The following is a 20,652-nucleotide window of genomic DNA, read 5'->3' on the forward strand; positions in this document are numbered from 1 at the left end:
CCTGCGAGCTATTGACCAATCTGCATTAGCTTAGGTCTTGGCGGCGGCGTTTCCTGTCGGACATCAATCCACTTCTTCTCGTCGAAGTGCTTGCCGTAGGTGCCGTAGTCGTTGAAGAAGAAGTATTTGGCCAGGCGATAGGCCCACGATTTTTCGGGCACTTCGGCCCCAGGGTTGTATTGGCTCGGGCGGAGGTCCATTGCGGCCAGTTCTTGCAGTTCGGCCTTGCGCGCAGTGGTATCGCGGGCTCCGTGTCGCTGAGCCAGTTGTTCCAGCAGGTCGGGACGTTCGAGAACAATGCAACCACGCGTGTGCTGGGCGGCCGTTTGCCGGAAGTCGCGCAGAAACTCACTCTCTTGAAAGACTTGCTTCAAGGGGCGCTCGTCGTAGATTGTTTCTTTCGCGAGTTGAATGATCGGGCAGGGTTCGATATCGCCCCAGGGACTGATGTGATGCGTGAAGCCGGTCGCAGCAGGACAAAGGGCGCGCCCTTCCCCATCATAGTAGGCATCGACGATGACAATCGGCTTCTTGGCCCGCATCTCGACGACGAATTTTCTGCACTGCAACTGCTGCTCGGGGGTTAACGACAATTCTGGTTTGGCGTCGGGACCGACCGGGCGATAGATGTGAAACCAGGTGTACATCACACCCATTTCAATCAATCGGTCGAGCCATTTTTCGCTCAACAGTTCAAAGTTCGTCTGACACAAGCTGGTGCAGACGCCCGCCATCACCTTGTGTTTGAGACAGTTCTGCAGCCCTTGCATTGTCTGGCTGTAGACGTGTTCGCGCCCGCGGCGCTCGTCGCTGACGATCTCATTCCCCTCGACACTGATCAGTGGCGTGACGTTGCCGCAGCGGCGAAGTTCGCGAGCTACTTCGTCGGTGATGAAGTGCCCGTTGGTGAAGACTTGAAAATAGCAGTCCGGGTGATTCGCAAAGATCTTCAGCACTTCAGGGTGCATGAAGGGCTCGCCGCCGAGAATGCCGAAGAACGAATTTCCCATCGCCTTAGCTTCGGTGATCAGCCGATCCATCGCAGCGACTTCAATTTTCGATTGCTTGGCCGCGACGTCGACCCAGCAACCCTGGCAGCGGAGATTGCAGCTATTGATGACCGAGACGTACAAGAATGGCGGGAAGAACTCGCCCCGCTTGAGGCGCGCCTTGTGCTTTTGGACGGAGAGCACGCCCTTGAAGCCAAAGTTCCACGCAAGCTTCCACAGCAGGCGTTTATCTGTTTCGCGCAGCAGACGCCACGCCATACGAGCATACATCGTCTCACCAGATCCAGTTCGAGCCACGGTTTCGAACTTCGATTATAAGCTGAAGCGACAGCCTACGACAGCGCCGCGCCTGTCACTATGATGGTGCAATGTCCTGTACCAAACTCTGGAATCGATGAAGTTTCATGACCAAATTACCGGCAAGAAAAGAAGTGATCCGCTGCCCCTGGGCGAAAGGTGAGCTTGATCAGCAGTATCACGATGCTGAATGGGGCGTGCCGGTACACGACGACCGGCTGTTGTTCGAGTTGCTGATGCTCGAAGGTGCGCAGGCGGGACTCAGTTGGTCGACGATCCTCAAAAAGCGGGCTAACTATCAGAAGACTTTTCAGCAGTTCGACCCTGCGGTCGTAGCCAAGTTCGGGCCAAAGCAGGAAGCTGCCCTCATGCAGAACGAAGGGATCGTCCGTAATCGGCTGAAGGTCGCTTCCGCCGCCATCAACGCCCAAGCGTTCTTGCAGGTGCAGGCAGAATTTGGTTCCTTCGATGCTTTCATCTGGACGTTCGTCGACGGCCAGCCGCTGCAAAACAAACGGACGGCAATGAGTGAAGTTCCCGCGCGAACCGAGCAATCGGACGCGATGAGCAAAGCCCTGAAGAAGCGCGGCTTCAAATTCATCGGTACCACTATCTGCTACGCCTTTATGCAAGCCACCGGCATGGTCAACGATCACCTGGTGAGTTGCTTTCGGCACAAGCCAGTTCAGGCGCTGGGCAATTGCCGGCGCCAGTCTCGCGGTTCGAGCTTCGCCGGGGGCGGAACTCTGAGCAGCACCTCGTGCATCAACCAAATGAGCAGGGCCAGCAGCACACTGAAGTAGGCAATGGCCTGCAAATTCACGCGTTCGGCGAGCAGCCCGGCAAAGGCAGTGATAGAAGCGCCCCCGAAGGTTGCGGCACTTACCTGAAAGCCAATCGCATGCACAGCGTAGTTAGTCCCCAAGCGCGCCGGTGTGCGCGACATCAGGCAAGGAAAGATCGGAGCTAAACCTAGCCCCAACAGGACGAGTCCTGAAGTACTCAGGATTAAGCCGGGCGCAATGGCAAAGAGCAGGCTGCCGCTGACGGCAGCGATCGTCGCCACCCGCAGCAGGCGATCGACGCCGACCCAGGTTGTGAGCGTGCCGAGCACCACTCGCCCTACACCAATCGCGAAGTAGTAGGCAGTGACCACAAAGCCCGCGGTGGTGGGATCTACGCCGCGCGATTCGGTCAGCATTGTTTTGCTCCACGCGCCAACCATGAACTCCAAGCCGGTGTAGAGGAAGAAAATCGCGATGTGCAGCCAGACGCGCGGAAGCTGCAGCGTGGCAGCCATCGAGACCGATGGCGCTGCTTGCTCGCTCGCGTTCTGCGGGCTGTTATTCCAGGCACGGATGGAAATGCCGAACAGTAACGTCAGCCCCAGCACTATCGCACCGACAATCGCATAGCCCAGTCGCCACGAGTCGCTGCTCGCGATGCTGAGGGTCATGATGATGGGCCCCAGCGTCGCGCCCAAGCTGTAACAGGCATGCAGCCAGTTCAGATGCATCGGTGAAAAATGGCTGGCGGCGTAGTGGTTCAATCCGGCATCGATCGCGCCGGAGCCCAGTCCCCAGATCACCACACAGATCAGAATCACGCTGAAAGCGGGCGAACCGGCGTTGCCAAACATGGCCAATGCCACCAGCAGACTGCTGGTGGTGAGCAGCAATCCCACTCCCAGCCAATTCAGCAGCTTGCCGGCAAAAAAGCTCGAGAGAAAATAGGCGCAGCCCAAAGCGACCGAAACCCAGCCGAGTTGACCTTGAGAAAGGCGAAAATCATCGCGAATTTCCGGCCACGCGATGCCAGTAACCGCGTCGGGAAGTCCGAGGCTAATGAAGCCCAAGTAGGCATTGACGAGCAGCAGAATGTGCGTGCTCGGAGTCACTTGTAAGTCTGTTGAGTCTTTGCGCTTGTCCATTGCCGATTCCGCTTCGTCTTCAGGTGCGACTCGGTGTTTGTCTTGGCAGGACAAGTGAATCAGATCGAACCAATTAAAACAGCGTTTCGTCCGGCTCCCGACCCAGCAGCTCTTTGGCCTTGGCAAAGTCCCGCTTCGCCTCATCCTCGCGCCCCAGCTTTTGCAAATTGAGGCTGCGGTGGTAGTACAGCACGGCCAAAGTTTCGTCTACTTGTTTCTGGCGTAGGCTGGCACCGGCTTTTGGCCGCTGCTGATTGCGGGGTTCCTTCTCGAACGCGCGACTAAACTTCAGTGTTTGCTCGGCCAGAGAAATCGCTTGATCGAAATCGCTCTGAGCATCGGCTGCTTCATCGCGATACAAGCGAACCAGTCCCCGCGTATCGAGATGGCCAGCCACAGTGAAGCGTTTGTTGGCTACGGCCGCTTCAGACTCAAGCACATCCTTTTTCTTTTCTTGAGCACGCTTGAGTTGATTGGCAGCGCTCGCGAGATCCGCTTCGGCCAGCTTCACGGCCTCGTTGCTATGCTCAAAAGCCGCGTCGAGATCAGTTTTGGCGATTGCTTGTCCATAGGCCAGATTGTTCAGCGACAGTGCTCGTTCGGGCTGGCCGGTAGCCTCGCTGATTTGCATGATTTTTTGTAAATCGGCAATCGCCTCGGGATGTCGCTGCAAATGCTGGTACAGCCGACTCCGAAAACCGATTAGATCAGTATTGTCGGTGAAGATCTCGCACAACTCCTGCACGATCGCCAAGGCTTCGGCGTATTCACGGTCCTCGTGTTTCCACTCGGCCAAAACTTGCTTGTATTCCAAGTTGTGGGCACTGCGCTGGCGAGCCTGCTCCAGCAGTTCGTAGGCCTTCTCTTTTTCACCGGCTTCGCGAGCTTCGAGCGCGGCAGCATACTTCCACTTGGCCAGTTCGTTCGGTGCTTCGACCAGCAGAACCATTCCGCCCAGTCCCAGAGCAAGGGCCCAAGCGAGCCACGAACCACCGCTTCGCCGCGGTGATGTGGAGCGTTCCGGAGTTGGCTTTGGCGATCCATTCGACGTTGATGTCGGTTGCTCGGTCATGATTCCCACAGCTTGCGCTGCTAGCGAAGTACGGTGCGAAAATTCATCTTCCTGTCAGCATAGCAGCGCTACCTGCCCCTGGTTTAGCGGTCGATTGGTAAGCTGTAAGCCTTATTGGGCAACGGCTGATGATGCCTGCAGTAGTGGCCGATGCAGACCTAGTGCGCTAACGTGCACGGTCGTAAGTCATTTTTGATAACTTGTATTCAATTCGTCCACTGCTACGATGACGACTGGCCGACGCTGGAGGCGGGGGCACCTGCCGGTAGCCCGCATTCGTCTTTTTGCCCTGAATTGGAGACCCCGCCCATGTTGCTGCGCAATCCTCGTCTACAAAAGCTGATCGGTGGTACGTTCATCGAATGGCTGGGCATCGACATGGCCGCGCGGGCTGAAATGCTCGCCCTGATGATGCACAAGGATTGGAACAAGCTCAAACTGCTCCGCCGGGCCCGCCGCGAACGCCGCTCGATGGTGACTAACTTCGAGTCGTTCATCGTTCACTCCATTGCCACCGGCATGGCCAAGGCTCCGGGCGATATTGCCGAAGTGGGCGTGTTTCAGGGCAGCACAGCCAAGGTCATTTGCGAAGCCAAGGGGGAAAAGACCTTCCACCTCTGCGATACCTTCGAAGGGCTTCCCGAGCCGTCGGAAGTGGAGAAGCACATCGAGGTCAAAGGCCGCTTTGCTTGCAGCATCGAGTCAATTCAGAAGTACCTTAAAGACTACAAGCAGCTCGAGTATCACAAGGGGTTTTGCCCCGAAAGCGTGAAGGGGGTACTCGACAATCACAAGTTCTGCTTCGTTCACCTGGACGTCGACTTGTATCAAAGCACCAAGGAATGTCTCGAGTATTTCTTTCCTCGCCTGATTCCCGGTGGAGTCGTCCTCTCGCACGACTACTCGATTCTGCCCGGCGTTCGCCAGGCCTTCTCTGAGTTCTGCGAAGGTCGGCAAGAACAAGTGATCGAGCTACCCACCACCCAGTGCATGCTGATTAAGACGACCGCGTAGTGAGAGGTGGGAGTTTATAGGAAGTAGGGGCGAGAACCCCAACCGCTGCCGGGACTAAATAGCTGACCCAAGCAAGAAAAGCAAAAGACCCGTGATTTGCACCACAGGTCTTCGGGAGAGGTTGATTTGTTGTCGATAGCGACTGGAATTTTCCAAATTAACGCTTCGAGAACTGCGTTCCACGGCGGGCACCACGCAGACCGTAATGCTTGCGTTCCTTCATGCGGGAATCGCGCGTGAGGTAGCCGCCACCACGCAAGGTGTTGAAGCTTTCGGTATCGGCGGCGAGCAACGCGCGGGCGATGCCCATGCGAATCGCACCCGATTGGCCGGTGGGGCCACCACCTGCGACGCGGATGATGACGTCCATATCGGCGCGGTGACCGGTTACTTCGAGCGCGTCGACAACGTTCATGCGGTCGGTTTCGACCGAGAAGTAATCTTCCAGAGTGCGATCGTTGATCGTTACTACACCGCTGCCAGCACGCAGGCGAACGCGTGCGACGGCCGTCTTGCGGCGGCCAGTACCCAGTGCATCACCAGTAAGCTTGTCTTTTTTCGCTGCAACCATGTTCGTCTACCGAGTCTATTGACAGTGATTGAATTGGTGAGGGATGAACTACTTAGCGCCCATCTCGCGAGCTTCAGGCTGTTGGGCCTGGTGAGGATGCTGAGCGCCGGTGTAAATCTTAAGGCGGGCGAGCATTTTACTGGCCAGCTTGTTCTTGGGTAGCATGCGGCGGACCGCGTCACGCAAGATGCGATCGGGGTGGTTGGCCAATTGGCGCTCGGCCGAGACAGTACGCTGGCCGGTGTAACCCGTGACCCAAGCGTATGACTTTTGCGTCCACTTGCGACCGCTGAAGGCGACCTTCTCGGCGTTGATGACGACGACAGCGTCGCCGGTCAGCACGTGCGGGGTGTACGTCGGACGATGCTTGCCCATGAGCACCATGGCAATCTCGCTGGCCAAACGGCCCACGACTTTGTCAGACGCATCGACAACCCACCACTTTTCAACAATTTCGCCCGGTTTGGCGATGTAAGTCTTCGTGCCAGCCACGAGGTCTCTCCTCAGGGAAGCACCGCTGCATGGCAACGCCAGCGGGGCCTATCTTCTTCGATCCGATTTGGGGAAACGCACAGTTTATCGGTCTGGGCCAGTTCCTTCAAGAGCCAAAGCGGGTGCAATTACCTTTTTGTCCTTCCTCGGTAGTCATCTTACTCCGCAAGATGCTGCCATCTCGGCGGAGCGAGATGCGTACGATTGGATGACCACATTGATCGCTTTCGTCCTTGTGGCCGGCAGGGGAGCTCGATATATTACGGGGCTTACTTCTATTTGTCTTTGGCACTTGATTTGAGACTTTCCGATGAAGACCCGCCCACGCACGAAGTTCGTGCTTCAGACTGGTGAACGCCGCTGCCCCAAGTGCCACGCCAAGCTGAACAATCAGGTTACGCGTTGCAAGAAGTGTCACGCGACCCAGACTAAGCCCAAAAAGCGGATTAAGCGGAAAGTAAAACACCGCGTGAAGGCCGCTGCCAAGAAGGGCTAAGGCGGGGCGAACACTCGGTAGGTTCAGTTCTGACCATTTACCCGAGCCAGTTTTGCGGAGTTGCTGCCATGCGGTGGTTGCTCGCGGATCCCCAGAACCCAGCTGATCGCGAGTGGCAGCAACAAGTGGTTGCCGCGACAGATCGTTGGTGGCAGGCTTTTCAGGCCAATGCGCCGGCCATCTCGCAAAGCTTTTCGCAGCGCGGCAAATTCGATGTCGTCCGCTTCATGGACGAGAACCTGGGCCCGCTCAATGCCGCCGTCTGTTGGCGCGCAGATCTTAGTTGGGAATTCGGCCCCGCTCGACGCGCCGCCAATCAACAGGCCAGTGGAAGTCGCCTCGTTCTCACGCCAGAAAGTTACCATTGGCTGCGACCGGTGCTCGGCTACGTTCTTGGCCGTGCACCGCAAATTCCCAATTGGGAATTTTATGCCCATCGCTTGCCCGAAGATGCCGAACATGTGCGCGCCGCCGTGCAAGGGAGACAGGGAGTCTCGTTTCAACAGGCAGGCATCGAAGCCCGCGTTGGGCGCAATCGCAAGATCGATTTGCTCTATACATTTCCGCAGGAAAAATGGGACGAGGACAAAGCTCGCCAGGTCGCATTTGTCATTACCGAAACGCTGATGGGCGAAGAAATGCTCGATGCCTGGATCGGTGGCGTCGACGTGGCCGACGCGCGCGAACCGGGTCATCGTTGGCTGCCGTTCGAGCGCGGTCAGGCTACAGTCACCGCGCTGGCGCAAAGCCTACTGGAACAGTTGCCGGCACAACCGTGGTTTCGGGTCGATAAGCAGCAAGCCAACTGGTCGAACTACAAGCTCGAAGCGGAGCGGGGACTGCAGGACTATCCGCAGCGGAGCGATCTAGTTGTTGGCTCTACCTGCTGCACCGATGTGTTGGAGGCGGCTCTCTCGGGCACGTTGTTCGACTCTCGCTGCCACTCGCGCCACAACGAGTTCTTCTGCTACTTAAAGATCGACGCCACGCAAGTTCCCAATAGCGCGCGAGTTGAACAGCGGGCCAATATCGAAGATCCGCTCGACGAGGCGTTGCAGCGGGCAGGAGTCGGCGGCAGTATTGGCGGTGGCAGCGGACTGCTTTACAGCTACATCGATCTTTCGCTGACAAACGTCAATCAGGCGGTTCCCATCATCCGCCAGGTTCTCGCCCAGCAACGCGCGCCGCTGCGAACGTGGCTGCTCTTTCTCGATTCGCAATTCGCCCACGAATGGGCAGGAGCCTATCCGCAGACTCCGCCACCACCGGTTGACCCGTAGGCGAGTCATTCCATGACTCGCGGAACCAGTCACGGAGTGACTGGACTATGGGAACTCATTCGAGCGTCGTGGGCGAGTTGAGCGTGCGCGAAGAATCGAGATAACTCAGTAGCAATACGTGCGCGGCGATTTTGTCGCGGCGTTCTTTCCGCTGCTTCGTGGAGAGCCCCGCTTCGGCCATCAATTCGTTCGCTTGCGAGGTGGTGAAGCGCTCGTCGAAGAGTGCGATCGGTACTTTGACGAGTGGCGCAAGCCAGGCTGCGAATTTGCGGACCTCGGCCGACTTCTGACTTTCGGTCCCGCTGGTGTGCAAAGGCAGCCCAATCACCAGGCCCACAATCCGTTCCGATTGAACGAGTTGCTGCAGCCACTCGGCATCCTTGGGCTCGCTGCGTCGAGAGTAGTTCTCGAGCGGGCTGGCGAACTTTTGCTCCGGGTCGGTGATCGCCACTCCGATGCGTACACTGCCGTAGTCGATGGCTGCGATTCGCCCCGTGCGCGGCACCCCATCGGGTTCGTGCGGCGGGGATTCTTTCATCGTGGGCGGTTCCGACATAACGTGCATTCTAATGGGAAGCGATCAAAGGTTTTTTCATTTACCCACCGGGCATTGACCAGACGTGTCACGGCTGGCGGCTTCAATAGGAGGGACAACGCTACTAACGCTGGCCTGACAAAGTGCCTTCGCTGGAAAGGATGTGAACGCGATTCAGCCCACCCCCCTGAAAGAGGCCTGTTCAGCCCTGTTCATTGAACAGCGTTGAGTAGCCCCCGCAGCGACGAATACCGCAACCGCAAACCCTTATTCCACAATCACTTGCAGAGCGCCCACGGGATACATAAGACTCGCAATGACACAAGTATTGGCACCTGTTCAAGCTCCTGTTCACCCCGGCTACTCATAGCGAAATGGCGAGCCCGATCATGCTCATTCCGCGCGGCCTGCAATTCCCAGCTAGCTGCTAGCAATACCGTCCCCTTATTTTTCGAAAACAATTGCATCCACAAAATCCGATCTGTTATGATACGCAGTTGCTGCGCGGGTCATTCTGTCGTGGCTCCTTCCTCCCTTTCCGCTTGCCAGAATTCTCCCGCCAAGGTGCCCTCATGCTCAACCTGTTTCCTGGTCGGACGCGTGATTGCGAAGGTGTCTCACGACGCAGCTTTTTGCAGGTTGGTGCGCTCGGTGGACTGGGCCTTTCGCTCCCCGGTTTTCTCGCCAGCCAAGCTGCTGCGAAGTCCGCGGGCAAGTCTTCGCTGGGGCAATGCAATGTGATTCTGGTTTGGACCCGCGGTGGTACTAGCCATCACGACACGTTCGATCCCAAGCCTGATGCACCGGTCAACGTGCGCGGTGAATATAGCGTGATCGACACGGCAATTCCTGGCGTGAAGTTCACCGAGATCGTGCCGACGTTCGCCAAGGAAGCCAAGCGGTTCGCGCTGCTGCGTGGTTGGAATCCTTTGAACGGCAGTCACGGTGCGGCCGATCAATACGTGATGTCGGGCCGCAAGATGAATCAGGCTGTTCGCTATCCCACGATGGGTGCGGTGGTCAGCCACTACAAAGGTTTCAAATCAGCTTTGCCGCCGTTTGTCCAAGTGGGCACCGAAGTCGATCGCCGCTTTGGTGGCGGCAGCCCGGGCATTCTCGGACTGGAGCATGGTGCGTTCGAAATCGCCGCCGATCCAAGTGCCGAAAAGTTCAACGTCCGCGATATCACACCCCCTGCTGGTGTCACCAGCGAGCGGATCGATCGTCGCCGCAAGATGCTCACTGCTGTCGATCAACTGCAGCGGCAGAACGACCTGCAGCCTGCCGCTTATGAAGCGCTCGATGAACACTACAAAACGGCGCTCAACATGATCACCGCGCCGGAAACGAAGGGGGCGTTTGCTCTCGAAAAAGAAGACGACAAACTGCGCGATGCGTACGGTCGAAACAAATTCGGCCAAGGCCTGCTGCTGGCTCGCCGGTTGATTGAGTCGGGTGTGCGTTTTGTCACCGTGACCGATGGTGGCTGGGACACGCACGCTAACAACTTCAAGACCCTCAAGAACACCCGCATTCCGCCCGTCGATAAAGGTCTGCCCCAGCTTGTGATCGACCTGGAAGAGCGGGGCATGCTCGACAGCACGCTGGTGGTCTGGCTCACCGACTTCGGTCGTACGCCAAAGATCAACTCGGCCAGCGGTCGCGATCACTGGGCCACATCGGGCTTTGCAATGATGGCCGGTGGCGGCGTTCCTGGCGGCCAGGTTCTCGGCCAGACCGATGACGAAGGTGGTCACGTCATCAAGGACGAATACCTGAGCGAAGACATTGTGAACACCATCTATCAGAAAGTCGGCATTCCGACCGACCTGATGGTCAATGCTCCCGACGGTCGCCCGATCCGCCTGCTGGAAGGCAAGCCGATCAAGGAATGGCTGTAAGGGAGGGAGCTAGGAACTGGGGGCTTAGGGAAAGACTTGGTTCCTTAGGAATCACCGGCCGTTAACTCCCGTCTATTTTTGCAGTTAACACTCTGAGAAGAGCCCGCTAGGGGCTTACCTTTCGAGCATTTGCGAGCCCTCGTATAATCGGGGTCTGCTGCGAGTGAATTGACTGCGAAGGATGGACGCGATGAAGGTCGGAGCTGTTTCCTATCTGAATACCAAGCCGCTGGTTTATGGCTTGACTGCAATTGAAAGCAGCACGCGCGAACCCAGCACGCGTGACTTCGAACTGGTCTTTGACCTCCCCAGCAGACTGGCCGATCGTCTGGCCCGCGGCGAGCTCGATGTCGCGCTGATTCCCTCGATTGAGTTCTTCCAGAACCCCAGCTATTCGATCATTTCCGATGCCTGCATCGGCTGCCGTGGTCCTGTCTTTAGCGTAAAGTTGTTCTCGCGCGTGCCCGTTGGCAAGATTCGGACCCTGGCACTCGACGAAGGTTCCCGCACTAGCGCGGCACTCGTACAGATCCTGCTCAAAGAGCGGCACGGGATTTCGCCCCAGTTGTTGCCGCTGCCGATTGGATCGCCCTGGGAAGAATCGCCCGCCGATGGCATCCTGGTGATTGGCGATCGGGCCATGCATCCGCCAAAGAGTCAGTTCGCTGAGATTTGGGACTTGGGAGATGTCTGGTGTCGCTGGGCCGAGTTGCCGTTTGTCTTTGCGATGTGGGTCGCTCGTCCGGGTATCGAAGGGACCGATGAACTAGCAGCACAGCTATCCGCAGCACGCGATCAGGGGCTCGCGAACCTGCCGCAGATCGCCGCGACCGAAGCGCCCCGCTATGGCCTGACTACCGAACAATGCCTCGTCTATCTGCGAGACAACTTGCACTTTTACCTTCACGACCGTGAGCTTTGCGGCTTGCGCAAATTCCACGAACACGCGGTTCGCCTGGGCCTCGCTCCTGCGGGAGTTGCAGTACCGGCTTTAGCCGGCGCTGCCCGAATCAATACGGGCACCACGTAAGAGAAAATTCCGATACAGACCGCCTGAAGGCGGAACTCCAACATGATCAACACCATCCTTAGTAAAGCAGTCGCCGGTGAGCGACTAACGCCCGAAGAAGGGCTCGCGCTGCTGCAATCGAACGATCTCGCTGCGATCGGCCGCGCTGCGGATGCGGTGACGCGCCGGCTGCATCCCGAGCCGATCCGCACGTACAACATCGACCGCAACATTAACTACACCAACATCTGTACGGCAGTCTGCGATTTCTGCGCGTTCTATCGCCGGCCTAAATCGCCCGAAGGTTATGTGCTCCCTCGCGAAGAGTTGCTGCAAAAAGTTCGCGAGACGGTCGAGCTTGGCGGTGATCAAATCTTGATGCAGGGGGGCTTACATCCCGACTACAAGCTTGAGTGGTACGAAGAACTGCTGCACGACATTCGGTCGAACTTTCCGACGATCAACGTCCACGGCTTCAGTCCGCCCGAGATTCATCACTTCACGAAGGTCAACAAGCTGCCGCTGAAAGCGGTACTGCAGCGGCTGAAGGATGCGGGCCTGGGCAGCTTGCCGGGCGGCGGCGGTGAGATCCTGGTCGACCGTGTGCGCGGGGCAATGACGCGCGGCAAGGTGATGACCGACGACTGGCTGAACGTGATGCGCGTCTGGCATGAACTGGGCGGCAACGGCAGCGCGACGATGATGTTCGGCCACATCGAAACGCTGGCCGAGCGAATCGAGCACCTAGAACGACTGCGGCAAGTGCAAGACGAAACGCACGGCTTCACTGCTTACATCTGCTGGACCTTTCAACCCGACCACACCGACATGGCCGACGTGCCGCCGGCTGGCTCGTTCGAGTATCTGAAGACGCAGGCTGTCAGCCGCCTGTATCTCGACAACTTCCCGAACATTCAATCGAGCTGGGTGACGCAGGGCTTAAAGATCGGCCAGCTCGCGCTGCTGTTCGGTGCGAACGACATGGGGAGCCTGATGATCGAAGAGAATGTCGTTGCCGAAGCGGGAACGGTTCACTTCCTGACGCTCGACCAGATTCGCGACTCGATCAGCGAACTCGGCTACACGCCCCGGCAACGGAACGTCCATTACGAACTGCTCGACCTCGCGCACGAAGCTCGCGCAATTGAAGCGAATCGTAAGCCCAAGACATTGCCACTCGTGCAACTGGCGAGTTAGCAAGGCTCTTGCTTACGCGGGCAATTGAGGCAACACCTGCAGCAGGAACTTGGCCAGGCGTTCCGCGGCTTTATTCGCTTCGTCTCGGAGTTTCCACAAGTCAAGCGCCGCCGCGGGGCGCTTCATCAGAGCCTGGATCGCGATGCCTGCCTGCTTGGCGAGATTCTTTTCGTTCATCAGTTGCTCGACTTCGAATGGTAGCTCGTCGCTGAGGCCATCGCTAACAATCCGCACCGAGAGAAACCGCACGCCGGCCAGGCTGCACTCCTTGGCGACTGCAAACGTTTCCATATCGCAGGCAATGGCCGAGTGCTCTGCCCCTGCAGTCAGTTTCTCGGCGGTTGTTTTCAAGAGCCCATCGACGGTGAGCAACCGCCCAACGTGCAACTTGGGGGTGGGCTGCATTTTGAGTTCGATTTGCATTTCTTCGCCGGCCAAATTCACCACCGAATTGGCCATCAGCATGTGACCGCGATGCAATTGATCGTTCAGCGCGCCCGCAAAGCCGGCAGACACAATCCAGCGCGGCTCGTAGGCGCGGATCATTTCACGAGTGGTTAGCGCGGCCGCTTCTTGACCGACTCCACCTTCGGCAATCACCGCGAGTTTGCCAGCGAGGGATCCCGCATGCTCAACGTGCTTCGGCCGTTTGGTCGACGCGACATCTTTCAACTGATCGACCAGTGGCCCCGCTTCCATTCCCAGGGCAAAGATGAGGGCAACATCGCAAGGGAGATCTTCACCGGCAACTTCACCCTCTGCACCACCTGAGGTGGGAACTGTCTGCCCGGCCTGTCCGGAACTTGTGCCGCTGAAGTGCTGCCGTACGGCCTGCTCGGCAGCATCGCGCAAGTAGTTGTTGACCAGCCAACGTAGCAGCATCGCTTAGTTTTTCCGTTCGCTCGTGGTCGGACCGCGTTGAGGGAGAATGTTGATTCCCAAGCGGGCAAGACAGGTGAGGAAAATCGTCGTCGCGACAACTTCATCGATGTTGCCAATGCCGGGAAGATTGTCGGGAAGTAATTCAATGACTCCCCAGCCTGGATTCGCCAGGTAGACCCCTGCCAGCACCAGCCCAACAACGGATACCAGGCTCCCCACCAAACCAGACTGCGTCGGCGGCATTACTTCGCCCTGCAATGGAGGGGAAGCATCTGCGGAATATGATTTCGGCTCAGCCATTCGTCGTATCTCTCCATGGTTACTTGCCACCACGAATCAGCCAGCGATTGCATTCCGGCTCGAGGTTGGCGATCGATTTTCCGTAGGCTTCTTCGAGAGCAGTGGTGGGATCGGCCGCAGTGCGCAGGTTGCGAACGTAGACGAGAAACTTTTTCGGCTCCGTTTGCAGCAGGAACGCGGTCATCCCGAAAATCTGTAGGTAGTCGCGGGCATCCCAATCTCGAATGTCGCGTTCTACCTGCTCGACCCAAGGTCGCAAGTTTTTGTCCACCGCGAATTTTCGCAACTGTGAAACCCAATCGCCCGGCGTTGGGCCCTCTTTTTGATTATAGACCGTTCGCCACAGATTCTTCTTGAGCGCCGCGAATTCGCAATACTCGGCAAATCCTTCAGCGAGCCATTTGGGGGCGCGATTGTTGGTGGCGACGTGCAGTTGCTTGCGGCCCCCCATGAAACAGACGCCATGTACCGGCGGCCGATTCTTGATTGTCTCCGCTGATTCTTGAAAAAACGGGATGAGCGTATGATCGAAGGCGCTCAGGCCGCGACTCACCGACCAGGAAGGGCCACGCTCGTCGACGGAATAGAGCTTTTCCAGTACGGTGCGAAAATGTGCATAGGCCTCGGGGCCAAACAGGCTCATCTGTTCGTAAGTATCGGGCCGTGTGCGGGTCAGCTCCATCGAGCCAGTCAGTTCCTGAAGATGAGCGGCCAAATTTTCGAATCCCTGGCCGATCTTCACGCATTCCGCCACGGGCATCTGAGCATGAACCATGATGTGGCGAGTCTCGACCCGCTTCAGGGCGAAGCCGGTCTCCTTTTCCCACTTTCGGTGGTTTTCGAGGGCCGTTTTAAGCCGTTCGGTTTCCTCGTCGACTAATTCCTGCTCGTTGCGGTCACCGCGACACTTAGGACAGAATCGATGCGGCACGGACTCGGCTGCATTGGCTCCCCCCTGCCCTTCCACGCGAAAGTAAGGCCTCCGCTTTTTGAGCGGCAAGAACCCGAGCCCGCCGCAATCTGGACAGTCGCCGGCAGGATCTTGTGCAAACAAAATTGCAGGGCAGGCCGCGAGAAGCGAACCTGCGGCGGTCGACTTCAGCCAGGTGCGACGATCGACACGAGAAAACATGCGGCAAACTCCGGAACGGCAAAATTCTATTGCGGCCCATTATGCCGAATGCTTCGATGGCAAGCCAGAAATTACCACTCCGCCGACGCTGCGAAGTGGAACTAACTCAGCTTTTTCTGAGAGTGAGGAGCAGATCGATCCCCGAAGCTTCGGCGGAGATCTCAAAATTGTTCGCGGGAATCTCAGCTTCGCTGGCGATTCGAGCCAGATCCGCACGATTTCGGTAAAGAAGGTACCAGTTACCGATCCATTCCATGTAAGCGCGAGTAGGATTCCAGGGGGCAAAATTGAAAACCAAAGCTTGGCCGCCAGGCCGCAGACAATTCCAAATCATTCGGAGCATCTCGGTCGCTGCGTCATCTTCAAGATAATCGAAAAAGCCAGTGCAAATGACCAGATCGGCTCCGCTTAGGCGACTTACTTTGGCAGTCTTTCTGGGGAGCCGGACAAGATTCTCCGACTCGGCAACTAGCTGGATATTGCCCAAATGAGGTCGCAAATTCTGCTCGGCGAGAAGAATTGCCGTCGGATCGAGATCGAGGAGTACAATTTCGCCGCGGTCCTTCTGAGCGGCTGATAACTGCTGAAGTGCAGCTGCCACTTCAAGCGCTGAACCGCTGCCGACCACGACAACTTTTTTTGGTAAATCTGCTGTCAGCAGCAGATCAAAGATCAAATCGCGGACCAGGTACATTCGATTGCGAACTGCGTGGGGTGCTGCCTGGCGAAGAAAATATCGATCAAACGCCTGGCCGAGTGGGTTGTCGGTAACCCGCTCTTGAAAAATGGCTCCCAGCATTTCGTGATCACCGGCATAGCCTCGCGGCTTTTCGCGCGCCCGCAACTGCAACCAACCGGGCTGAAGAATTTCGCCCGCCTGCTGCCACATCAAAAAAGATGGCTCGCGATTCTCACTTCCCCACAGATTGGTGAGTGAGAGTTCGGCCAGGCCGCGGTCGAGAACCAAACTAATGTCGCGACCCGTGTGGATCGCGCGAGGCAACTGCTCGCGCCAATAGGCACCCACACGGGCTGCCGTTGCAGCAGGGTCGAGCGGCAGTGATGGGTGATTCGGCATAAGCACGAAAAAACCCCTTGCAAGTTACCCTGCAAGGGGTTCGTATTTCGAAGTGAGAGTAAACTCGTCACTTAACTATCAAAAAACCCCGGCAATACCTACTTTCGCGTTTGTTGCACTATCATCGGCTCCGAAAGCTTAACTACTGTGTTCGGGATGGGAACAGGTGTGGCCTTTCGGATGTAGTCACCGGGAATGATACGGCAGCCGGTAAAGACTGCCGCACCCTATACATTAAGGTTGTTGGGTAAATGGCACCAGGTTAGTTCAAGTCCGCAGACTTGATTTTGCCCAATCTTAGCCTGAGAAGCTTCAGAAGCTATCATACTTCAGCTGCCTCAGGAGAATTGTGAATAAATGTGGCCAAGCGTTCGTCCATTAGTACCAGTTAGCTAAGCATATTACTACGCGTACACATCTGGCCTATCAACCTCGTCATCTTCGAGGGGACTTTCGGCAAAGCCTACGAAATCTAATCTTGGAGAGGGCTTCACGCTTAGATGCTTTCAGCGTTTATCCTTTCCGCACTTAGCTATCCAGCCGTGCCACTAGCGTGACAACTGGTACACCAGAGGTGCGTCCTTCTAAATCCTCTCGTACTAAAGAAGATCCTCCTCAAATTTCGTACGCCCATGGCAGATAGGGACCGACCTGTCTCACGACGGTCTGAACCCAGCTCACGTACCACTTTCATTGGCGAACAGCCAAACCCTTGGGAGCTTCTTCACCCCCAGGATGTGATGAGCCGACATCGAGGTGCCAAACCGCTACGCCGCTGTGGACGCTCGGTAGCGATCAGCCTGTTATCCCCAGAGTACCTTTTATCTGATGAGCGATGACCCTTCCATACGGAATCACCGGATCACTAAGCCCTACTTTCGTATCTGCTCGACTGATAAGTCTCGCAGTTAAGCACCCTTCTACCTTTGCGCTCGGCGCCTGATTGCCAACCAGGCTGAGGGTACCTTTGGACTCCTCCGTTACTTTTTTGGAGGAGACCGCCCCAGTCAAACTGCCCAACTGACACTGTTCCCCACCCGGATTCACGGGATGGGGTTAGAATTAAAGCACATTCAGGGTGGTATTTCAACGTTGGCTCCCTGATAGCTGGCGCTACCAGTTCACAGCCTCCCACCTATCCTACACAAAACGTACCTCAACCCAATATCAGCCTACAGTAAAGGTTCATGGGGTCTTTCCGTCTAACCATGGGAACGTGGCATCTTCACCACGACTACAATTTCACCGGGTCGGTGGTTGAGACAGTGCTCCAGTCATTACGCCATTCATGCAGGTCGGAACTTACCCGACAAGGAACTTCGCTACCTTAGGACCGTCATAGTTACGGCCGCCGTTTACCAGGGCTTCGGTTGCGAGCTTCGCCTTGCGGCTAACCCTCTTCCTTAACCTTCTGGCACCGGGCAGGCGTCAGACTCTATACATCCTCTTACGAGTTGGCAGAGTCCTGTGTTTTTGATAAACAGTTGCTAGAGCCGATTTTCTGTGGCCTTCAATAAAGAAGGCACCCCTTATCCCGAAGTTACGGGGTGAATTTGCAGAGTTCCTTAACCACCGTTCTCCCGAGCGCCTGAGACTACTCGTCTCGCCTACCTGTGTCAGTTTTAGTACGGTTACTAATGCTTTAACCCTTAGAAGATTTTCTTGGACGTCCTGCAAGTGACTTCGAGAACATAAACGCTCTCGGGCTTACCCCTTGGCTTATGTGGACGGATTTACCTATTCCACACCTCAGAGTACTCCACGGACATTTCTAGTCGTACCGCTCACTATTCAGACGCCGTCCCTCCATCAGTTCACATTAGCAGCGCAGGAATGTTGACCTGCTATCCATCGTCTACGCCTTTCGGCCTCGACTAAGGTACCGGCTAACCCTGGGCGGATTTCCCTTCCCCAGGAAACCTTAGGCTTTCGGCGAACAGGATTCTCACCTGTTTTATCGTTACTCATTCCGGCATAATCACCTGTACAGCCCGGCACCGCTCGTTACCGTGCGGCTTGTATCTGCTGTACAGCGCTCACCTACCAATCTTTCGATTCCATAGCTTCGGTTTAATACTTACTCCCGTTCATTATCGGCGCGACATTACTCGACCAGTAAGCTGTTACGCACTTTTTAAATGGTGGCTGCTTCTAAGCCAACATCCTGGCTGTCACAGTAACGTCACTTCCTTAGTGACTAAGTATTAATTTGGGACCTTAGCTGATGGTCTGGGTTGTTTCCCTCTCGACGACGAAGCTTATCCCTCGCCGTCTGTCTCCCGAGATAGTCGTTATGGTATTCGGAGTTTGGCTCGGCCGGGTAGTCGGGAATGACCCCCATACCAATTCAGTCTCTCTACCCCCACAACGTAGTTTCTCGAGGCTATACCTCAATATATTTCGGTGAGAACCAGCTATCTCTGCGTTTGATTAGACTTTCACTCCTCCCCACAGGTCATCCCACCGGTTTTCAACCCAGACGAGTTCGGACCTCCACGCAGTATAACCCGCGCTTCATCCTGCCCATGGGTAGTTCACGCAGTTTCGGGTCTACCACCAGCGACCAATTGTCGCCCTATTCAGACTCGGTTTCCCTATGGCTTCGGCCCGTAAGGCCTTAACCGAGCCGCTGACGGTAACTCGCCGGATCATTATGCAAAAGGCACGCCGTCACACATTCCCCGAAGGGCATAGTGCTCCGACAGCTTGTAAGCACATGGTTTCAGGTTCACATTCCTCCCCTCGACGGGGTTCTTCTCATCTTTCAGTCGCCCTACTGAGTTTGCTATCGGTCGTCAGAGAGTATTTAGCCTTACGGGATGGTCCCCGTAGATTCAGCCGGGGTTTCACGTGACCCAGCTTACTCAGGTTTCCTTCGAGAGATCAGTTGAATGCCGCTTACGGGGCTGTCACCCTCTGTGGCTGGCTTTTCCTTGACCATTCTGCTATTCACTGATTTTGTAACTCTCATGTGAAGGACCCTACAACCCCACATAGGAAAACCTACGCGGTTTGGGCTGTTTCGCTTTCGCTCGCCGCTACTTACGAAATCGATTTTTCCTTCTTTTCCACCGGATAATGAGATGTTTCAGTTCTCCGGGTTGGCCGTTAACACCTATGGATTCAGTGCTAACTAATTAGGGAACTTCGGGATCAACGCTTGTTTGACAGCTACCCCAAAATTTTCGCAGTCTTCCACGCCCGTCATCGCCTTCTGACGCCAAGACATCCCCCATGTGCCCTTAGTAGCTTGACCACAATTATTCAAAACTCTCCACCAACTACTATCGCACCAGCCTTTCGACTTTTGCGATTTGATTAGTAGAGCATTCTGGATTGAGGCAGCTACGCTTTTGGTACCCAACCGCACGTTGTGAAACGTGGGGCCGGTACATCCAGCGTTTTCTAGTAACGATAGCTCTATTTCATCTCACCAAATCAGGCTTTCGCCCAACTTGGCATACGCTTAAGAGTTTCATCGTGAGTATTCCGTTTTGACTTAGCCCTTTCGAGCCAAACCAAGACGACACTCACATGAAGATGCCATCTACCCAACAACCAAATTGTCAAAGATCTAACCAGGTGGAGCTGGCCGAAACCAGACTCAAGCCTGCCTGTTGACCAGGAGAAGTGGCTCACTTTTGAAGCAACTTCTCGCGATCAACTTGCGACTTTCACTTGGGGTTAACCAAAGTGGGAAAGAGCAAATTTACAACTCTTGGCCACCCTCGTCAACACCACCGACAAAAAAATCACTGCTGCTTTTTAACCGACTGGAACTTCGCTTCCCGAAAGGAAGCGTCCCGCAAGGATGCGGAGAGCAGTGATTCCTTCGACGGGTTCTACTATATGAATTCTGGAGAGGCGGACAAGGGGTGATTTCCGATTCGCCACAGAATTCTTTTTCGTACCCATCCTTTGCACTGCAGAACCGAAGCAAACCGTCAATTTTATCGAAAACCAGTGGAGACGAAGGGGATCGAACCCTCAACCCCTGCCTTGCAAAGGCAGTGCTCTCCCAATTGAGCTACGTCCCCGGCGGGCAGAGCGGAAGCGAAGAAGGGAGAAAGGGTTGAAGAGAAGGCATTCTCTTCGTCCCTGCGTCCCTTCAACTCTTCATCCCTGCCAAGTGCGCGGCACAAGATTCGAACTTGTGACCTCGTCGTTATCAGCGACGCGCTCTAACCAACTGAGCTAGCCGCGCATTTGACCGGCTGTTTCCAGCGGGAAACCTCGAATTGTAAACAAGCTGCGAGGCTTGTCAAACGGGGCTGACCACTGAGAAAGCCGGGCGAAACGAGCACGTCCCTGCTAAACCTGGCTCGGCTCACCCATGTGCCGAGAAGCGAAATTATCGTCCGCCGGCCTCCGAAACGTGAGCAGACTCCGAAAAAATGCTGGAAAATCACTAGTCCAGCCCCATACAATCCGGAAATCTTGCCAAACGTGCTGAATC

At 56.1% G+C, this 20,652-nt stretch carries 17 protein-coding genes, 2 tRNA genes and 2 rRNA genes; 7 read left to right on the forward strand and 14 right to left on the reverse strand.

Features of this window, described 5'->3' with window-relative positions; genetic code table 11:
• Nucleotides 1-8: 8 nt before the first annotated feature.
• Entirely contained in the window at nucleotides 9-1,280 is a 1,272-nt protein-coding gene (locus tag ETAA8_RS28915) for a radical SAM/SPASM domain-containing protein (protein WP_202921336.1), read from the reverse strand.
• A gap of 134 nt (nucleotides 1,281-1,414) precedes the next feature.
• Here ETAA8_RS28915 and ETAA8_RS28920 point away from each other — a divergent pair, with 134 nt between their 5' ends.
• On the forward strand, nucleotides 1,415-2,110 hold the full coding sequence (locus ETAA8_RS28920) for a DNA-3-methyladenine glycosylase I (RefSeq protein ID WP_145097141.1): 696 nt from the start codon (nucleotides 1,415-1,417) through the stop codon (nucleotides 2,108-2,110).
• Here ETAA8_RS28920 and ETAA8_RS28925 read toward each other — a convergent pair.
• Both ETAA8_RS28925 and ETAA8_RS28930 read right to left on the reverse strand, forming a co-directional pair.
• On the reverse strand, nucleotides 1,993-3,237 hold the full coding sequence (locus ETAA8_RS28925) for an MFS transporter (RefSeq protein ID WP_202921337.1): 1,245 nt from the start codon (nucleotides 3,235-3,237) through the stop codon (nucleotides 1,993-1,995). The two genes, ETAA8_RS28920 and ETAA8_RS28925, sit on opposite strands and share 118 nt — an antisense overlap.
• Nucleotides 3,238-3,310: 73 nt before the next feature.
• A complete protein-coding gene (locus ETAA8_RS28930; protein WP_145097147.1) occupies nucleotides 3,311-4,186 on the reverse strand; it encodes a tetratricopeptide repeat protein in 876 nt (291 codons plus the stop codon).
• 432 nt (nucleotides 4,187-4,618) lie between these two features.
• Between ETAA8_RS28930 and ETAA8_RS28935 the strand changes: the two genes are divergently transcribed.
• On the forward strand, nucleotides 4,619-5,323 hold the full coding sequence (locus ETAA8_RS28935) for a TylF/MycF/NovP-related O-methyltransferase (protein WP_145097150.1): 705 nt from the start codon (nucleotides 4,619-4,621) through the stop codon (nucleotides 5,321-5,323).
• 157 nt (nucleotides 5,324-5,480) lie between these two features.
• On the opposite strand, the gene rpsI is transcribed toward ETAA8_RS28935, so the two are convergent.
• Both rpsI and rplM read right to left on the reverse strand, forming a co-directional pair.
• A complete protein-coding gene (rpsI, locus tag ETAA8_RS28940; RefSeq protein ID WP_145097153.1) occupies nucleotides 5,481-5,894 on the reverse strand; it encodes a 30S ribosomal protein S9 in 414 nt (137 codons plus the stop codon).
• Nucleotides 5,895-5,942: 48 nt separating this feature from the next.
• On the reverse strand, nucleotides 5,943-6,386 hold the full coding sequence (gene rplM / locus ETAA8_RS28945) for a 50S ribosomal protein L13 (protein ID WP_145097156.1): 444 nt from the start codon (nucleotides 6,384-6,386) through the stop codon (nucleotides 5,943-5,945).
• Between the two features lie 310 nt (nucleotides 6,387-6,696).
• Here rplM and ETAA8_RS28950 point away from each other — a divergent pair, with 310 nt between their 5' ends.
• Both ETAA8_RS28950 and ETAA8_RS28955 read left to right on the forward strand, forming a co-directional pair.
• A complete protein-coding gene (locus ETAA8_RS28950; protein ID WP_145097160.1) occupies nucleotides 6,697-6,882 on the forward strand; it encodes a hypothetical protein in 186 nt (61 codons plus the stop codon).
• A 68-nt stretch (nucleotides 6,883-6,950) separates the two neighbouring features.
• Entirely contained in the window at nucleotides 6,951-8,162 is a 1,212-nt protein-coding gene (locus ETAA8_RS28955) for a hypothetical protein (protein ID WP_145097163.1), read from the forward strand.
• 55 nt (nucleotides 8,163-8,217) lie between these two features.
• Here the strand turns inward: ETAA8_RS28955 and ruvX are convergent, their stop codons facing one another.
• On the reverse strand, nucleotides 8,218-8,718 hold the full coding sequence (ruvX, locus tag ETAA8_RS28960) for a Holliday junction resolvase RuvX (protein WP_238397599.1): 501 nt from the start codon (nucleotides 8,716-8,718) through the stop codon (nucleotides 8,218-8,220).
• A 551-nt stretch (nucleotides 8,719-9,269) separates the two neighbouring features.
• On the opposite strand from ruvX, the gene ETAA8_RS28965 reads away from it, so the two are divergent.
• The 3 genes from ETAA8_RS28965 to mqnC all read left to right on the forward strand — a co-directional run bounded on the left by ETAA8_RS28965 (nucleotide 9,270) and on the right by mqnC (nucleotide 12,804).
• A complete protein-coding gene (locus ETAA8_RS28965) occupies nucleotides 9,270-10,598 on the forward strand; it encodes a DUF1501 domain-containing protein (RefSeq protein ID WP_145097166.1) in 1,329 nt (442 codons plus the stop codon).
• Nucleotides 10,599-10,788: 190 nt separating this feature from the next.
• Nucleotides 10,789-11,628, forward strand: a complete 840-nt coding sequence (locus ETAA8_RS28970; RefSeq protein WP_145097169.1) for a menaquinone biosynthetic enzyme MqnA/MqnD family protein — start codon at nucleotides 10,789-10,791, stop codon at nucleotides 11,626-11,628.
• A gap of 42 nt (nucleotides 11,629-11,670) precedes the next feature.
• Nucleotides 11,671-12,804, forward strand: coding sequence for a cyclic dehypoxanthinyl futalosine synthase (mqnC, locus tag ETAA8_RS28975; RefSeq protein WP_145097172.1), 1,134 nt, complete (start codon nucleotides 11,671-11,673; stop codon nucleotides 12,802-12,804).
• A 12-nt stretch (nucleotides 12,805-12,816) separates the two neighbouring features.
• Here the strand turns inward: mqnC and ETAA8_RS28980 are convergent, their stop codons facing one another.
• The 8 genes from ETAA8_RS28980 to ETAA8_RS29015 all read right to left on the reverse strand — a co-directional run bounded on the left by ETAA8_RS28980 (nucleotide 12,817) and on the right by ETAA8_RS29015 (nucleotide 20,400).
• Complete coding sequence (locus ETAA8_RS28980; protein WP_145097175.1) at nucleotides 12,817-13,686, reverse strand: phosphorylase family protein; 870 nt, start codon at nucleotides 13,684-13,686, stop codon at nucleotides 12,817-12,819.
• A gap of 3 nt (nucleotides 13,687-13,689) precedes the next feature.
• Nucleotides 13,690-13,986, reverse strand: coding sequence for a DUF1232 domain-containing protein (locus tag ETAA8_RS28985; protein WP_145097178.1), 297 nt, complete (start codon nucleotides 13,984-13,986; stop codon nucleotides 13,690-13,692).
• 19 nt (nucleotides 13,987-14,005) lie between these two features.
• Nucleotides 14,006-15,118, reverse strand: a complete 1,113-nt coding sequence (locus ETAA8_RS28990; protein WP_145097180.1) for a hypothetical protein — start codon at nucleotides 15,116-15,118, stop codon at nucleotides 14,006-14,008.
• 106 nt (nucleotides 15,119-15,224) lie between these two features.
• Nucleotides 15,225-16,196, reverse strand: a complete 972-nt coding sequence (locus ETAA8_RS28995; RefSeq protein WP_238397831.1) for a class I SAM-dependent methyltransferase — start codon at nucleotides 16,194-16,196, stop codon at nucleotides 15,225-15,227.
• Nucleotides 16,197-16,282: 86 nt separating this feature from the next.
• Nucleotides 16,283-16,390 (reverse strand): 5S ribosomal RNA (gene rrf, locus ETAA8_RS29000).
• Nucleotides 16,391-16,555: 165 nt separating this feature from the next.
• Nucleotides 16,556-19,452, reverse strand: a 23S ribosomal RNA gene (locus ETAA8_RS29005).
• A 708-nt stretch (nucleotides 19,453-20,160) separates the two neighbouring features.
• A tRNA-Ala gene (locus tag ETAA8_RS29010) sits at nucleotides 20,161-20,233 on the reverse strand.
• A 93-nt stretch (nucleotides 20,234-20,326) separates the two neighbouring features.
• Nucleotides 20,327-20,400 (reverse strand) — tRNA-Ile (locus ETAA8_RS29015).
• Between the last annotated feature and the right edge of the window lie 252 nt (nucleotides 20,401-20,652).

The organism is Anatilimnocola aggregata (genome assembly GCF_007747655.1).
Classification (GTDB): domain Bacteria; phylum Planctomycetota; class Planctomycetia; order Pirellulales; family Pirellulaceae; genus Anatilimnocola; species Anatilimnocola aggregata.

What these genes read in the sequence shown, in the direction of transcription:
- ETAA8_RS28980 (WP_145097175.1), bottom strand. Translation starts at nt 13,686, where the DNA reads ATGCTGCTACGTTGGCTGGTCAACAACTACTTGCGCGATGCTGCCGAG.
- ETAA8_RS28970 (WP_145097169.1), top strand. Translation starts at nt 10,789, where the DNA reads ATGAAGGTCGGAGCTGTTTCCTATCTGAATACCAAGCCGCTGGTTTAT.
- rpsI (WP_145097153.1), bottom strand. Translation starts at nt 5,894, where the DNA reads ATGGTTGCAGCGAAAAAAGACAAGCTTACTGGTGATGCACTGGGTACT.
- ETAA8_RS28930 (WP_145097147.1), bottom strand. Translation starts at nt 4,186, where the DNA reads ATGGTTCTGCTGGTCGAAGCACCGAACGAACTGGCCAAGTGGAAGTAT.
- ETAA8_RS28985 (WP_145097178.1), bottom strand. Translation starts at nt 13,986, where the DNA reads ATGGCTGAGCCGAAATCATATTCCGCAGATGCTTCCCCTCCATTGCAG.
- ETAA8_RS28965 (WP_145097166.1), top strand. Translation starts at nt 9,270, where the DNA reads ATGCTCAACCTGTTTCCTGGTCGGACGCGTGATTGCGAAGGTGTCTCA.
- ETAA8_RS28915 (WP_202921336.1), bottom strand. Translation starts at nt 1,280, where the DNA reads ATGTATGCTCGTATGGCGTGGCGTCTGCTGCGCGAAACAGATAAACGC.
- ETAA8_RS28935 (WP_145097150.1), top strand. Translation starts at nt 4,619, where the DNA reads ATGTTGCTGCGCAATCCTCGTCTACAAAAGCTGATCGGTGGTACGTTC.
- ruvX (WP_238397599.1), bottom strand. Translation starts at nt 8,718, where the DNA reads ATGTCGGAACCGCCCACGATGAAAGAATCCCCGCCGCACGAACCCGAT.
- ETAA8_RS28950 (WP_145097160.1), top strand. Translation starts at nt 6,697, where the DNA reads ATGAAGACCCGCCCACGCACGAAGTTCGTGCTTCAGACTGGTGAACGC.
- mqnC (WP_145097172.1), top strand. Translation starts at nt 11,671, where the DNA reads ATGATCAACACCATCCTTAGTAAAGCAGTCGCCGGTGAGCGACTAACG.
- ETAA8_RS28920 (WP_145097141.1), top strand. Translation starts at nt 1,415, where the DNA reads ATGACCAAATTACCGGCAAGAAAAGAAGTGATCCGCTGCCCCTGGGCG.
- ETAA8_RS28955 (WP_145097163.1), top strand. Translation starts at nt 6,951, where the DNA reads ATGCGGTGGTTGCTCGCGGATCCCCAGAACCCAGCTGATCGCGAGTGG.
- ETAA8_RS28990 (WP_145097180.1), bottom strand. Translation starts at nt 15,118, where the DNA reads ATGTTTTCTCGTGTCGATCGTCGCACCTGGCTGAAGTCGACCGCCGCA.
- ETAA8_RS28925 (WP_202921337.1), bottom strand. Translation starts at nt 3,237, where the DNA reads ATGGACAAGCGCAAAGACTCAACAGACTTACAAGTGACTCCGAGCACG.
- ETAA8_RS28995 (WP_238397831.1), bottom strand. Translation starts at nt 16,196, where the DNA reads ATGCCGAATCACCCATCACTGCCGCTCGACCCTGCTGCAACGGCAGCC.